This is a genomic window from Streptomyces sp. NPDC034049 (assembly GCF_055575575.1).
This window is the reverse complement of the sequence record NZ_JBVISJ010000008.1, coordinates 212,399-226,174: the sequence shown is the minus strand read 5'-3', so window position 1 is coordinate 226,174 and position 13,776 is coordinate 212,399. Positions and strand designations below refer to the sequence as shown.

Annotated in this window: 13 protein-coding genes; 11 read left to right on the top strand and 2 right to left on the bottom strand. The window is 72.3% G+C overall.

Annotated features, from left to right (window positions below; translation table 11 throughout):
* Nucleotides 1-111: 111 nt before the first annotated feature.
* The 4 genes from ACZ52C_RS24115 (at nt 112) to ACZ52C_RS24100 (ending at nt 3,136) form a co-directional block, all read left to right on the top strand.
* Complete coding sequence (locus tag ACZ52C_RS24115; protein WP_469076685.1) at nt 112-765, top strand: class E sortase; 654 nt, start codon at nt 112-114, stop codon at nt 763-765.
* An 82-nt stretch (nt 766-847) separates the two neighbouring features.
* Complete coding sequence (locus tag ACZ52C_RS24110) at nt 848-1,159, top strand: DUF6412 domain-containing protein (RefSeq protein ID WP_469076684.1); 312 nt, start codon at nt 848-850, stop codon at nt 1,157-1,159.
* Nucleotides 1,160-1,301: 142 nt separating this feature from the next.
* Nucleotides 1,302-2,093 carry a YidC/Oxa1 family membrane protein insertase gene (locus ACZ52C_RS24105; RefSeq protein ID WP_469076683.1) on the top strand — a complete coding sequence of 264 codons (792 nt, stop codon included), beginning with the start codon at nt 1,302-1,304 and terminating at the stop codon, nt 2,091-2,093.
* A gap of 185 nt (nt 2,094-2,278) precedes the next feature.
* Nucleotides 2,279-3,136, top strand: a complete 858-nt coding sequence (locus ACZ52C_RS24100) for a fumarylacetoacetate hydrolase family protein (protein WP_469076682.1) — start codon at nt 2,279-2,281, stop codon at nt 3,134-3,136.
* A gap of 218 nt (nt 3,137-3,354) precedes the next feature.
* Here the strand turns inward: ACZ52C_RS24100 and ACZ52C_RS24095 are convergent, their stop codons facing one another.
* Nucleotides 3,355-3,861, bottom strand: a complete 507-nt coding sequence (locus ACZ52C_RS24095) for a heme-degrading domain-containing protein (protein WP_469076681.1) — start codon at nt 3,859-3,861, stop codon at nt 3,355-3,357.
* Nucleotides 3,858-4,943, bottom strand: coding sequence for a Gfo/Idh/MocA family oxidoreductase (locus ACZ52C_RS24090; RefSeq protein ID WP_469076680.1), 1,086 nt, complete (start codon nt 4,941-4,943; stop codon nt 3,858-3,860). Before ACZ52C_RS24090 ends, ACZ52C_RS24095 begins: the two co-directional genes overlap by 4 nt.
* Before the next feature lie 56 nt (nt 4,944-4,999).
* Here ACZ52C_RS24090 and ACZ52C_RS24085 point away from each other — a divergent pair, with 56 nt between their 5' ends.
* The 7 genes from ACZ52C_RS24085 (at nt 5,000) to sbnA (ending at nt 13,708) form a co-directional block, all read left to right on the top strand.
* The gene (locus ACZ52C_RS24085; RefSeq protein WP_469076679.1) at nt 5,000-6,226 is read left to right on the top strand and encodes an ROK family transcriptional regulator; all 1,227 of its coding nucleotides are present in this window, start codon (nt 5,000-5,002) and stop codon (nt 6,224-6,226) included.
* 376 nt (nt 6,227-6,602) lie between these two features.
* A complete protein-coding gene (locus ACZ52C_RS24080; protein WP_469076678.1) occupies nt 6,603-7,436 on the top strand; it encodes a cell wall protein in 834 nt (277 codons plus the stop codon).
* Between the two features lie 167 nt (nt 7,437-7,603).
* Entirely contained in the window at nt 7,604-8,383 is a 780-nt protein-coding gene (locus ACZ52C_RS24075; protein WP_469076677.1) for an HAD-IIA family hydrolase, read from the top strand.
* Between the two features lie 571 nt (nt 8,384-8,954).
* Complete coding sequence (locus tag ACZ52C_RS24070) at nt 8,955-9,620, top strand: hypothetical protein (RefSeq protein ID WP_469076676.1); 666 nt, start codon at nt 8,955-8,957, stop codon at nt 9,618-9,620.
* 9 nt (nt 9,621-9,629) lie between these two features.
* On the top strand, nt 9,630-10,379 hold the full coding sequence (locus tag ACZ52C_RS24065) for a class F sortase (protein WP_469076675.1): 750 nt from the start codon (nt 9,630-9,632) through the stop codon (nt 10,377-10,379).
* Nucleotides 10,380-10,873: 494 nt separating this feature from the next.
* Nucleotides 10,874-11,896, top strand: a complete 1,023-nt coding sequence (locus tag ACZ52C_RS24060; RefSeq protein WP_469076674.1) for a glycoside hydrolase family 6 protein — start codon at nt 10,874-10,876, stop codon at nt 11,894-11,896.
* A gap of 864 nt (nt 11,897-12,760) precedes the next feature.
* The gene (sbnA, locus tag ACZ52C_RS24055; protein WP_469076673.1) at nt 12,761-13,708 is read left to right on the top strand and encodes a 2,3-diaminopropionate biosynthesis protein SbnA; all 948 of its coding nucleotides are present in this window, start codon (nt 12,761-12,763) and stop codon (nt 13,706-13,708) included.
* Nucleotides 13,709-13,776: the final 68 nt, after the last annotated feature.

The following is a 13,776-nucleotide window of genomic DNA, read 5'->3' as shown; positions in this document are numbered from 1 at the left end:
CTTCCGAACTGCCTAGTGGGGACATCGGAAGAGTCAGGGGTGAATGGTGATGTTGTCGAGAGGTGTGACAGCGCTTTCTCCGATTTCTTCCAAGGGTTGTGAGAAGGGGAGATGAAAGTCCCCCGGTCCGTGTCGGGCCGCGTCCGTCCGCTCTGGATCGCCGCCGAGTGCGCCGTCACCCTCGGGCTCGTCCTCCTCCTCTTCGTCGCCCATCAGCTGTGGTGGACCAACCGGCAGGCCCAGGAAGGGGCGGCCCGGGAGGTGGCCGCACTGGAGCGGACATGGGCGCGCGGGGGCGCCGAGAGCCCGGCGCACGCCCAGGCGTACGCCGTGCTCGTCATCCCCCGACTCCACCTCCGGGCGCCCGTCGCCGAGGGGGTCGGCCGCGCCGAGGTCCTCGACAAGGGGTACGTCGGTCACTACCCGGGGACCGCGCAGCCGGGGCGGCCCGGGAACCTCGCGCTCGCCGGGCACCGCACCACCCACGGCGAACCCTTCCGCCACCTCGACCGGCTCGAAACCGGTGACGAGATCCGCGTCGAGACACGCGACGCCGTCCACACGTATGTCGTCGACAGCAGGCTCCCGCAGACCGCGCCCGGCGACGGCGGCGTCCTGCGGCCCGTCCCGCGCAGCGAGGTGCGGCCGTCGTACGGGTATCGCGAGCGCGGCCACTACCTCACGTTCACCACCTGCACGCCCGCGTACACCTCCACGTACCGGCTCGTGGTCTGGGGGAAGCTGCGCTCGGTGCGCCTCAGATGAGAGCATGTGTGCGACCGGCTCCGCAGTCGCCGTCGTCCGACGGTCCGGAGCCACGCACCAGCGCCGTCGAGAGGGGGGAGCCGTGATCCGTAGCCTGGCCGGCCTGCGCCCCGCCGCGATGCTGCTGATGCTCCTCTTCGAGGTCGCCGTCCTCGACACCGGCACGCTCTCCGCCGCCGTCGCCTTCGCCGCGACCGCCGCGGCCGGCTCCGCCTTCGCCGCCTGCGCGCTGATCGCCTCGCGCTGCGCGCCCGTCGTACCCCGTACGCGGGTCCGTACGGCGATCCGGGACCGTGAGCGCCGTACGGCGTTCCTGCCCCAACGCGATCCCGACGCACGCGGGCGTACGCGCCCCCGCGCGCCCGGACGCGCCCTCCTGACGGCCACCGCGTAGGGCACACCCGCACCACCCACCTCACCTCACCTCACCCACTGTCCTGGCTGAGGTCTGTGCCCCGCACGCGGGCCGTCGCGCCGAATCCGGTCACTCCGACCACCGCTCACCGGCACGACGAGACCCTGGAGGGCTCACACTCATGTCCGTTTTCGCCGACCTGGTCGCGCACCTCGCCGAACTGCTCCAGCCGCTGTTCCACGCCTCCGCGACGGCCTTCGCGATCGTCCTGTTCACGGCGCTCGTACGACTGCTCGTGCACCCCCTGTCGCGGGCGGCGGCTCGCGGACAGCGGGCGCGGGTCGCGTTGCAGCCGCAGATCGCGGAGCTGCGGAAGAAGCACGCGAAGAACCCCGAGAAGCTTCAGAAGGCGCTGATGGAGCTGCACACCAAGGAGAAGGTGTCGCCGCTGTCCGGCTGCCTGCCCAGCCTCTGCCAGCTGCCGGCCTTCTTCCTCCTCTACCACCTGTTCTCCAACACCACGATCGGTGGCGAGGCCAACGCCCTCCTCACCCACCGGCTCTTCGCGGCCCCGCTCGGCGACCGCTGGGCCGACGCGCTCGGCGACGGCGGGATGTTCGGGCCGCAGGGGCTGGTCTACGTGGGGTTGTTCGTGATCGTCGCCGGGGTCGCCACGTTCAACTTCTGGCGTACGAAGCGGATGATCGCGGCGGGTACGGCGGGGATGCCGGCCGTGTCGGACGAGCAGGTGCCCGGGATGGCGGCGGGGATGGGGGCCGTCAGCAAGTTCATGCCGTTCATGTCCTTCTTCACGCTGGTCAGCGTGGCGGTGGTGCCGCTGGCGGCCGCGCTGTACGTGGTGACCAGCACGACGTGGAGCGCGGTGGAGCGGGCGCTGCTGTATCCGCTGCCGGCCGCCGATGCCGGCACCGCCGCCGACGCCGGTACGTCCACGGCGGCCGCCACGCGGTAGGCCGCCGGCCCGGGCGGCGGACGTTCGGTGGTTGCCGAGTTCGGGCGGTGGCGGGCGGTGGCGGGCGGTGGTCCATTCCGTGAACCGGGTCTTGCGGAGTGGACCTTGAGCTTGGACGATCGACCAGTCCTCCGATGGCTGCACCCATCGGTCGGGCGCGGCGGACGATCGAGGGAGATACGACCATGAAGCTGCTGCGAGTCGGTACGGCGGGCGCGGAGCGGCCCGCGCTGCTCGACGCCGACGGGGTCCTGCGGGACCTGTCGGGGGTCGTGCCGGACATCGACGGCGCGCTGCTCGCGGACGAGGCGGCGCTCGCGCGGGTCCGCGAGGCGGCCGAGAGCGGTTCGCTGCCCGTCCTGGACGCGGCGGGGCTGCGGATCGGGCCGCCGCTCGCCCGGATCGGCAAGATCGTCTGCATCGGGCTCAACTACCACGACCACGCGCGCGAGACGGGGGCCGAGCCGCCCGCCGAGCCGGTGATCTTCTTCAAGGCGGCGGACACGGTCGTCGGCCCCCACGACTCGGTGCTCGTGCCGCGCGGGTCGACGAAGACCGACTGGGAGGTCGAGCTGGCCGTCGTCATCGGGCGGACCGCGCGGTACGTCGAGTCGCGCGAGGCGGCCCTGGAGCATGTCGCCGGGTACGCCGTCTCGCACGATGTGTCCGAGCGGGAGTTCCAGCTGGAGCGCGGCGGGACCTGGGACAAGGGCAAGAACTGCGAGACGTTCAACCCGCTGGGCCCGTGGCTGGTGACCTCCGACGAGGTGCCGGATCCGCAGAAGCTGGGCCTTCGGCTGTGGGTCAACGGCGAACTGAAGCAGGACGGCACGACCGGGGAGCAGATCTTCGCGGTGAGTGAAGTCGTGCGCTACGTCAGTCAGTTCATGACGCTGTACCCCGGGGACGTCATCAACACGGGGACGCCGGCGGGGGTGGCGCTGGGGGAGCCCGAGCCGAAGCCGTTCCTGAAGGCCGGGGACGTGGTGGAGCTGGAGATCGACGGGCTCGGGCGGCAGCGGCAGGAGTTCCTGGACGCGTAGGCGCTCCGCTTTTAGGGCCGGGTGCCTAAGGGGCGGGGGGCTGCTGTTTGTCGGCGGCTGCGGGTGCGTTGTGGCTTGTTGCGCAGTTCCTCGCGCCCCTTGGGCGGCCGGTGGTCACATGACCGGGTGCCTAGGGGGTGGGGGCTGCTGTTTGTCGGCGGCTGCGGGTGTGTCGTGGCTTGTCGCGCGGTTCCTCGCGCCCCTTGGGCGGCCGGTGGTCACATGGTGCTTTTGAAGCGCTCCAGGGCCTCCACCACCATGGCGTGGTCCTCCAGTTGGGGGAGGCCCGAGACCGTCACCGTGCCGATCACGCCCGCTCCCTCGACCGCCAGGGGGAAGGAACCGCCGTGCGCGGCGTACCGGTCGGGGTCCAGGCGGGACGAGTCCTCGAAGGTCGTGCCCTTGGCGCGGAAGCGGGCGCCGACGAGGTAGGAGGAGGCGGCGTAGCGCTCCACGACCCGGCGTTTGCGGTCGATCCAGGCGTCGTTGTCCGTGCTCGATCCGGGGAGGGCGGCGTGGAAGAGCTGCTGGGGGCCGCGGTGGATGTCGACGGCGACGGGGGCGCCGCGCTCGCGGGCCAGCTCCACCAGCAGGGAGCCCAGGGCCCAGGCGTCCTCGTGGGTGAAGCGGGGGAGCGTCAAGTCGCGCTCCTGGGCTTCGAGTTCCTCGATGGTGGGGGTGGCGGGCGCGGTCTTCTCGGCGGGGGTGGCGTCGTCGGTCGTCACAGCTTCACCGCCACGCCCTCGCTCGCCGACTTCCGGGCCGCCTCCAGTACGTCCAGCGCGGCGGCGGCCTCGTACGCCGTGACCGGGTTGTCGCCGGTGCCGTGCAGCGCGGCGGCCACGGCCGTGTAGTACGCGGGATAGTCGCCGGCGAGGGTCGGTACGGGGCGGCCGCCGTCGGTGAGGGGGGAGTCGCCGGCGCCCACACGGCCCCAGAGGTCCTCGGGCTCCTGACCCCAGGCGGTGCCGGGGGTCGGACGCTCGCCCTCACGGAGGGCCGCTTCCTGCGGGTCGAGGCCGTACTTGACGTAACCCGCCTCGGAGCCCAGCACGCGGAAGCGCGGGCCGAGTTGGGGGGTGACGGCGGAGGCGTAGAAGTGGGAGCGGACGCCGTTCGCGTGCGTCACGGCGATGAAGGTGTCGTCGTCCGTCTCGGCGCCGGGGCGGCGGAGGTCGGACTCGGCGTACACCAGGGTGGCGGGGCCGAAGAGGGTGAGGGCCTGGTCCACGACATGGCTGCCCAGGTCGTAGAGGAGACCTCCGATCTCTGCGGGGTCGCCGGACTCGCGCCAGCCGCCCTTGAGTTGGGGGCGCCAGCGTTCGAAGCGGGACTCGAAGCGGCGGACCTCGCCCAGTTCGCCGTCGGCCAGGAGGGCGCGGAGGGTCAGGAAGTCGTTGTCCCAGCGGCGGTTCTGGAAGACGGAGAGGAGCAGACCGCGCGACTCCGCGAGGGCGGCCAGCTCGCGCGCCTCGGCCGCCGTGCCGGCCACGGGCTTGTCGACGACGACCGCGAGGCCCGCCTCCAGGGCGGCGGTGGCGATCGGGACGTGCGTCTTGTTGGGGGAGGCGACGACGACCAGGTCCAGCTCGTCCGCCCGGGCCCACAGCTCGTCCGCCGTGGCCGCGAAGCGTACGTTCGGGAACTCGGCGCGGGCCTGCGCCCGGCGCTCCGGGTTCGACGTGACGACGGTGTCGAGGGTCAGGCCCTCCGTCGCGGCGATCAGCGGGGCATGGAAGACGGAGCCGGCGAGGCCGTACCCGACGAGGGCGACGCGGAGGGGCCTGTCTGTGCTGGTGCCTGTCATACCACCCACTTAAGCAACGCTGTTGCCAAAGTGCAAGCGCGAGGGACAATGGAGGGGTGGACGGCAACGGGATCGGTGACGGGAACGGCGACAGCGGCGGCCACGGCGGCGGCCACGGCCGAGGCGAGGCCGGCAATGGGAACGGGGTCGGGCTCGGGCGTGCCGCCGGCGTGGCCGGGGTGAACCTGCTCGCGCTGCGCAGTCACAACGGGGCGCTGGTGCTCGATCTGCTGCGTCGGTCCGGGACGGTCGGGATAAGCCGGCTGGAGCTGGCCGAGCGGACCGGGCTCACCCCGCAGGCCGTCAGCAAGATCACTGCGCGGTTGCGTGCGGACGGGCTGCTGACGGAGGCGGGGTACCGGGCGTCCACCGGGGGCAAGCCGCGCACCGTCCTGCGGCTCGTGCCCGACGCCGGGCACGCGGTCGGGCTCCACCTCGACCGCGACGAGCTGACGGCCGTGCTCTGCGACCTGACCGGTGCGATGGTCGCGCGGCGGCGGGCGCCGCTGGACCTGGGGGCCGGGGCGGACAACGTCGTCGAGGGGGCGGCACGGGAGGTGGAGGCGTTGCTGGTGGGGCACGGCTCCGCGTCCGACGCGGGTGGGGCGGCTCCTCCGCTCTCCGTGCTCGGTGTCGGGGTCGCGCTGCCCGGGCCTCTCGACCATCTGCACGGTGTGCTGCACCGGGTCACCGGGTTCCCGGAGTGGGACGGATTCCCGCTGCGGACGGCGCTCGCGCGGCGGCTGGGGGTGCCGGTGGTCGTGGACAAGGACACCAACGCGGCGGCCCTGGGCCTCGCGGCGGCCGCGGGGGGACACGGGTCCTTCGCCTACCTCCACCTCGGTACGGGGCTGGGTGCCGGGCTTGTCATCGACGGGGCCGTCCATCGGGGTGTGCGGACCCGGGCCGGGGAGTTCGGGCACCAGGTCGTGCAGCTGGACGGGCCGAGGTGCGAGTGCGGGAACCGGGGGTGCGTCGAGGCGCTGTGCCTCGCGGCGATGGCGCGGGGGGACGTGGAGGAGGCGGCCCGGGTGCTCGGGACCGGGGCCGCCAACCTCGTGGGGCTCCTCGACATCGAGCTCGTGCTGTTGGGCGGGCGCACGATCGAGGCCCGGCCCGAGGAGTTCGTGCGGGGGGTCGGGTTCGTGCTCGACGAGTGGGCCCGGTTGCAGGGGGAGGATCCGGCGGTGCCGGTGCGGGTGGCCGGGGTGGGGGTGTCGGGGGTGGCGGAGGGGGCGGCTCAGTTGCTGCTCGCGCCGTTGTTCGGGCGGGAGGACGGGTGAGACGGGCTCCGCCTGGGGGCCGGGGCGCGGGGGGTGGTGGGGGGAGCGGTTGGTGGGCGGCTGTGGGTTGTGTGGGGGTGCTCGCGCAGTTCCCCGCGCCCCTGAAAGACGGGGGCGCCCTCGGTTGGTGAGAGTGGGCCACGGTTTGCGCGCCCGTAGGAAAGGCGGGGTGCGGTCTTGGTCTTGGAAGCGGGCCATGGGGTTCCGTGCCCCCGGAAAGGCGGGGTGCGGAACCCCATGGCCCGAAGGGCGGGGCATGGTTTTCCGCTCGGGAAGGGCGGCGGCTGCGCTGATCGGGGGGAGATTGGGGGCGATGTCGTCGGTTCGGGGCGTGGCGGGGGGTTTCCGGTGGGGGTGGTGGCATGGTCATGTGTTCATGCGACTGTGTACGTGCCTGACCCTTGCCCTTGGCGCCGCAGCCGCGCCCCTCAGTGGTCCGGCGGCGGCGGCGCCCCTGCCCGCGCCCCTGTCCGACGCGCGGCTGCCCAGCTGCGTCGGTGACGACAGCGGCGCCTTCCCCATCCGGACCCGTATCCGCGGCGGCCCCGCCACCTATGTCGCCGGCGGCGGCTTCCACACCTGGGCCGTGGAGCTCACCAACACCACCTCCCGCAGCTGCGGAAACATCCACCCGGTGGTCGTGCTGGTCGACGGCGCGCGCACCCTGAAGCGGACACAGCCGCAGCTGGAGTTCTACGCAGACGCCGACAGCACCACCGCCCGGCCGGTGACCTTCGAACGGACCGATGCGGACGAACTGGTCGGCGTACTCGGCGGGGACGGCGACGGCGGCGGCACCGGCTTCACCGTGCCCCCCGGCCGCACCCTCGCCGTCAAGGTCCGCCTCTCCCTCACCTCCGACGCGGCCGTGCCCAACGAGGTCGTGGTGAACGCGGCCGTCGTCCAGCGGCGCGGCGACGACGGCGCCTGGGTGGGCGAGTCGAACGACTACCGCTTCCGCGTCACCGACGACGAGGAGGAGGAGAAGGAGGAGAAGGAGGAGAAGGAGGAGGAGAGCGCGGAGGCCGACCAGGACACCGACGGTCCGGCCAAGGAGGGCGGCGGCACGGCCGTACCGAAGGAGCGGCGGCCGTACCCCGACGAACTGGCCGCCTCGGGCATGCGCGAGGCCCTCCCGTACGTGACCGGACTCCTGCTCCTGGCCGTCGGCGGCCTGCTGACGGCAACGGTCCGCAGACGAGCCCGCTGAGCGGCACCCCGGCGCCGGCACCCCCGCTGACCTGAAGCAAACCCGGTCTCAGCGGCCAAGATCGGCCTCCTCTTTTCGGCCAGCGCTCACTAGGGTTGGGTCGAACCCGGACGTACGGATGTACGGCCGTACGGCAGGTATCGACAGAGGCCGGCAGGAGATCGCACATGGCAGAGCGCAAGCCCATCGAGTCGTGGCTCACCGACATGGACGGGGTGCTCATCCATGAGGGCGTGCCCATCCCCGGCGCCGACGCCTTCATAAAGAAGCTCCGCGACTCCGGGCGCCCCTTCCTGGTCCTCACCAACAACTCGATCTACACCGCGCGCGACCTGCACGCCCGTCTCTCCCGCATGGGCCTCGACGTGCCCGTGGAGAACATCTGGACCTCCGCCCTGGCGACCGCCCAGTTCCTCGACGACCAGCGTCCCGGCGGCACGGCGTACGTCATCGGCGAGGCGGGCCTGACGACCGCGCTGCACGACATCGGGTACGTCCTCACCGACCACGAGCCCGACTACGTCGTCCTGGGCGAGACCCGCACCTACTCCTTCGAGGCCATGACGAAGGCCGTCCGGCTGATCAACGGGGGCGCCCGCTTCATCGCCACCAACCCGGACGAGACCGGCCCCTCCGCCGAGGGCCCGCTGCCCGCGACCGGTGCCGTGGCCGCGTTGATCACCCAGGCGACCGGGCAGAAGCCGTACTTCGCCGGCAAGCCGAACCCGCTGATGATGCGCACCGGTCTGAACGCGATCGGCGCGCACTCCGAGACCAGCGCGATGATCGGCGACCGTATGGACACCGACGTCCTCGCGGGCATCGAGGCCGGGATGGAGACCTTCCTCGTCCTCACCGGTCTGACGACCCCCGAGCAGATCGAGAAGTTCCCCTACCGCCCCTCGAAGATCGTGAACTCGATCGCGGACCTCGTGGACCGTCTCTGACACTCGGGCTCTGACACTCGGCCTCTGACACTCGGGCGAGGCCGCTGAGTCGCGCCCGGCCCCGGATAGACCGTTCCTAAAGGCTGAGCGGGAATGAGTCCTGTCGCCAGGTCTCGTGCTCGGCCGAACGCCCCGGACGGTGTGGGGTGTTCTGGTGCCCGCGTTCGCTCCGCGTCCGGGCGGCACGGATCGGGTCCGCGGTCCGTGGTCCGGGGATGCGGGGGCGGGTTTCCTCACGCCCGGGAACACCTGGTCGGGCCTGGAGGTCCTTCGAAGCCAGCGACCCCACATGCGCGCCCACCAACCGCAGCACCTTCTCATCGCCCGGCGTCAGCTGCTTGAGCCGGGTCCGGACGGCCACACCGGACGGGCCGGACGCGACGAACGACGCCGCGATACTCCGCAGCTCACCCACCCCGCCGCCCCCGTCCGGGCTCACCCGAATGCTTTGAACGCACTCCAACGGCAGCAGCCCCAAACCCCCTGACACCCGTACGGAGTAGTCGGGACGCCTCCCCGGATGCGTCCAGGCTCCCGGCGGGGGAGTCTCTGGGGTGTCTGGAGGTTCACCATGGGCTCAGTGCGAGTCACTCTCTGTGCCGGGGCGGTGGTCGCGGCGGCGCTCGTCGCGTCGGCGCCCCCGGTTCACGCGGCCGACCCGGGAAACGGGTCGGGAAACGCGTCGGGGGACGTCTCGACGGTGCCGGTCTCACCAGTCCCCGGCACCGACATCCAGGTGCGGGCGAGCGGGTGCGGCGGGAGGACGGGTACGGCCGCCTCGGTCGCGTTCGTCGCGGACGCGCAGCTCACCCAGCTCACCGGCAGGAGCCCCGGCACGCTCGCCGGCGAGACCCGCGTCCGCTCCTCGCTCGATCCCGGCACCTACCGGGTACGGATCACCTGCGAGGGCAAGCCGCACCAGCTCACGGCGACGATCAAGATCGGTGACGGCAAGCCCCCGAAGGGCGCCGGGCCCGCCCACCGGCGGCCCTCCTCGCCCGCCTCCCCGGTCGCCCCCGTCCGCGCGGGCGGCGGTGGAGCGGCGGCGCAGCTCGCGGCGGCGGCCGATCCGGTCGACGCGCGGGGCTCCGCCGACCCGGCCAATTCGACGGACGACGCCCGGCACACCGGACCCGGCGCCCGCCACGCGGTGGTCGGGCTGGTCCTCGCCGGGGTCGCGGCGGTGGCGGTCGTGGCGCGTGGCGCGCGCCGGGGCCGCGACCGCCGTACGGAATAGGGGATCGCCGTGTCAGGACAGGACTACGCCGACTACGGAAGCGACATCGGCATCGGTGGCGGCAACGGCAACGGCAACGGCAGTGGTGGTGACGGCGGGTTCGGGGGAGCGGGCGGCGGGACCGGTCGGGTCATCGCCGGTGTCACATGGGCCGTGTTGCTGCTCGGTCTGTGGCTGTGGGGCCGCGAGGTCACCGACGTACGGCAGGGCGGCTCCGCGCCGACCACCGGAGACGTGGCGGCCGTGGGGCGGCCCGCCCAGGCCGAACTGCCGCCCGCCGCCGAGCCGTTGGGAGGGGCGCGGCCGCAGCGGCTGGACATCCCCTCGATGGGTGTGCAGGCGCCGGTCGTGGCGCGCGGCCTCGACCGGGACGGGGCGGTCGAACCGCCGTCCTACGGTCAGCCGGGCGTCGTCGGCTGGTACGCGGGCGGTGCGCGGCCCGGGGCGACGGGTGCCGCGCTGTTCGTCGGGCACGTCGACACCGAGACCCGGCCGGCCGTCTTCTACAAGCTGAGCGCGTTGCGCGTCGGCGACAAGGTCCGGGTGGCCCGCAGCGACGGGCGCATGGTCGAGTTCACCGTGGACGACGTCCAGGTCATCGACCGCGAGGAGTTCGACGCCCGACAGGCCTACGGCGTACGGCAGTCCGGGCGCGCCGAACTCCGACTCGTCACCTGTGGCGGCACCTTCGACAGGGCGAGCCGCACCTACACGGCGAACGTCGTCGTCAACGCGTACCTGAGCGGAACGGGAGCGTGACCCCAACAGCGCCTCAGCCACGGGGACTTCGGCTCGCAGGCACTTCGGTCGCGGGGACTTCGGTCGCGGGGACTGCGGCCGAGCGGTCGTGACAATGACCGGAAAGTGACCAGCGCGGGCGCCCCGGTGGTACGGGGCCCCGGAGCCCGTAGGCGCATGAGCCCGGCGTGCTCCCGGCGTGCTCCCGGCGTGCGCCCGGCCCGGTCGGCGACCCCGGGGGGAGCGCGGAGCCCGAGGGGACGGGTGGGAGGCCGGTCGCGGGGCCGGTCGACAGCGACTCCAGAGCGTGCGGAAGCCACCGGCCAGAGGTTGTTTGACGCCAAGTCGACAGCCCGTGACGCTCCGTCATGGAGGCAGGTGGCGGCGGAACCGGGGTGTTCGGGGCCCCGAGGCACCCCCCGGTGCCGCCCGGCGGGTCCTGACGACCTCGTGGGCGAGGCGGGACTTATGTCAGGATTGGGGCTTACGACACGGTGCACCCAAGGGGGAGTTGGATGTACGGCAGTAGGGGGGCCGGGGTTCGGGCGTCCGTGGCGGTGGTGGGGGTCGCGTTGGTGCTCGCCGGCTGTTCCGGGGGAGACGACGGTGACGGCGGCAAGGGCCGGTCCTCCGGCTCCGGCATCACCCAACAGCCGGACGGCACGGACCCGTTCTGGGTCAACCCGAAGGGGAACGCGGCGGCACAGGTCGCCGCCTACGAGAAGGCCGGCAAGGACAAGGACGCCAGGCTGATCCGCCGGATCGCCGAGCAGCCGACCGGCGAGTGGATCGGCCCGGAGAACCCGGAGCGGGAGGCCAGGGGCTTCACCGAGGCCGCGGAGAAGGCCGACCGGGACGCCGTCCTCGTCCTCTACAACATCCCGCACCGCGACTGCGGTCAGTACTCCGGCGGCGGCGCGGCCGACGGCGACGCGTACCGGGCCTGGATCGACGGTGTGGCCCGGGGCATCGGCGACCGTCCGGCCACGATCGTGCTGGAGCCCGACGCGGTGCTGCACGTGGTGGACGGCTGTACGCCGGAGGAGTTCCACGAGGAGCGGTACGACCTGCTGAAGGGCGCGATCGGGACGCTGGGCGCGCTGAAGAACACGAAGGTGTACCTGGACGCGGGCAACGCGGGCTGGGGCGACCCCGAGGAGATCTACGACCCCCTCAAGTGGGCGGGCGTCGGACAGGCCGACGGCTTCGCCGTCAACGTCTCGAACTTCTACACCACCGAGGACTCCATCGAGTACGGCAGGCAACTCTCCTCGAAGATCGGGGACAAGCCCTTCGTCGTCGACACCAGCCGCAACGGCAACGGCCCCTGGGACGAGGGCGACGAGGACGAGCGCTGGTGCAATCCGCCGGGGCGGGCCCTGGGGGAGTCCCCGACGACCAAGACCGCGGACCCGCTCGTGGACGCGTATCTCTGGGTGAAGCGCCCGGGGGAGTCGGACGGGGAGTGCAAGGGCGGGCCCAAGGCGGGGCAGTGGTGGCCGGAGTATGCGCTGGATCTGGCCAAGGCGTCCGAATGACGCTGCTGGCCCACGGACTTAGGCATGCCTATGCTGAGCCTTAATGTTGCTGTCATAGACCGGTCACGGATAGTGGGCTAGGGTTTCTTCAAGATCACGGATCGGTGTCGAGGTACCGGTCCGTGACGCACGGGCAACGCAGTTGCCACCCACGGGGGAAGGGGAAAGGCGTGCATGTCACGCGTGCGGTCGCCGCACCGAGGGAATGCCGTTCCGGGCCGTCGCGGGCTTCGCTCCGCGAGCAGACGGACGAACACTTAGCGCCTGCCGACGCCCTGTTCGCGGGGCGGGCGGGGCGCCGTCTCCGTCGAGGCGCAGTCCCCTCGGCGCATCGCTCGACCTCGCGCTCGATGTCGGCGACTCGTCTCATCCGGGAAGGCCCCCCTTCTGCCGCCGCCCGGACCGGTTCCTGTCCGTCCGGGCGCTGTCGGGCGCACCTCCGGCTCTGTCGTAACGGGCCGCCCTCCGGTGCGCCGGGCGCCTTCGACGGCTGAGGCCGCGCTCTTCTGACCTCCGGAGCGGTGGGCTCGACGGTACTCCGCCGGCGCACGCCGTGGGCGTACTCCGCCGGTGCACCGCGTCGCCGAACTCCGCCCTCGCGCTCCGGATCACCTCCGCGTCACGACCTTCGACGTCCGGCCACCTGCGCGCAGCATTGGCATGCGCATGTTCATTCCATGCCCGTTTCTGCGTGCTCGTGGCCATGCGCGGCCGCGCCCACGCCCATGTGCATGGCCGGAAACGGCGCATGTCCGGGGCCGTGCGCTGCCGCGTCCAGGTGCGTCCGGGCGGTGCCGTCCAAGGCCGCCCTGGCACGCACTCGTACCACCTACGTCACGTTCAACCCGTTACCGAAGGTGCTCGATGATCTTTCGTCATGCGTATGACCTGGTACTCGACGATCTCTTCCTCGACCTGAGCGGCTTCATCGGCGACGTCGATCTCACGCTCAAGATCGAAGGACTCAACCCCGCGGGATCCATCAAACTGAAGGCGGCCGTGGGCCTGCTGGAGGACCTGGAGAGCCGCGGTGTGCTCAAGCCCGGCGGCCGGGTCATCGAGTCCTCCTCCGGCAACCTCGGCATCGCGCTGAGCTCGGTCTGCGCGGCCCGCGGCTACCGGTTCACCTGTGTCGCGGACCCCAACACCGCGACCACGAGCATCCGTCTGATGCGGGCGTACGGCGCCGAGGTCGTCGTCGTCGACCGCAGGGACGCCAACGGCGGCTTCCTGCAGTCCCGTATCGACCACATCCACGCCCGGCTGCGCGAGGACCCGGGCCTGGTCTGGCCCAACCAGTACGCCAACGAGGCCAACCCGCGCGCCCATTACCGGCGTACCGCCCCGGCCCTGCTCAAGGAGCGCCAGGTCGACGTGCTCTTCGTGGGCGCCGGCACCACCGGCACGCTCATGGGCTGCGCCGAGTACTTCCGCGAGTACTCGCCCGGGACCCGCATCGTCGCCGTCGACTCGGTCGGCTCGGTCACCTTCGACTCTCCGCCCGCCCGCCGGCACATCCCCGGCCTGGGCACCAGCCGCCGTCCGGAGATCTTCCGGGACGGGCTCGTCGACGAGGTCGTCATGGTGCCGGAGTCCGAGGCGGTGCGCATGTGCCGACTGCTGGCGACCCGGCGGGGCGTCCTCGCCGGCGGCTCCACCGGTTCGGTGCTCGCCGCCGTCGCGGCCAGGCTCCACGACATCCCCCGGGGCGCGTCGGTGGTCGCCATCAGCCCCGACCTCGGCGAGCGCTACCTCGACACGATCTACGACGACGCCTGGGTCGACGAGCGCTTCGGCGCCATCGACGAATGACCGGCAGCACGTCGTCACCCCACCACGCCATGGCCCCAACGCACCATCGCGCAACCCGTCAGCAGTAG

Excerpts from the sequence above, each read along its gene's own strand:
- sbnA (WP_469076673.1), top strand. The coding sequence starts at position 12,761 with ATGATCTTTCGTCATGCGTATGACCTGGTACTCGACGATCTCTTCCTC.
- ACZ52C_RS24100 (WP_469076682.1), top strand. The coding sequence starts at position 2,279 with ATGAAGCTGCTGCGAGTCGGTACGGCGGGCGCGGAGCGGCCCGCGCTG.
- ACZ52C_RS24080 (WP_469076678.1), top strand. The coding sequence starts at position 6,603 with ATGCGACTGTGTACGTGCCTGACCCTTGCCCTTGGCGCCGCAGCCGCG.
- ACZ52C_RS24075 (WP_469076677.1), top strand. The coding sequence starts at position 7,604 with ATGGCAGAGCGCAAGCCCATCGAGTCGTGGCTCACCGACATGGACGGG.
- ACZ52C_RS24105 (WP_469076683.1), top strand. The coding sequence starts at position 1,302 with ATGTCCGTTTTCGCCGACCTGGTCGCGCACCTCGCCGAACTGCTCCAG.
- ACZ52C_RS24070 (WP_469076676.1), top strand. The coding sequence starts at position 8,955 with ATGGGCTCAGTGCGAGTCACTCTCTGTGCCGGGGCGGTGGTCGCGGCG.
- ACZ52C_RS24115 (WP_469076685.1), top strand. The coding sequence starts at position 112 with ATGAAAGTCCCCCGGTCCGTGTCGGGCCGCGTCCGTCCGCTCTGGATC.
- ACZ52C_RS24090 (WP_469076680.1), bottom strand. The coding sequence starts at position 4,943 with ATGACAGGCACCAGCACAGACAGGCCCCTCCGCGTCGCCCTCGTCGGG.
- ACZ52C_RS24060 (WP_469076674.1), top strand. The coding sequence starts at position 10,874 with ATGTACGGCAGTAGGGGGGCCGGGGTTCGGGCGTCCGTGGCGGTGGTG.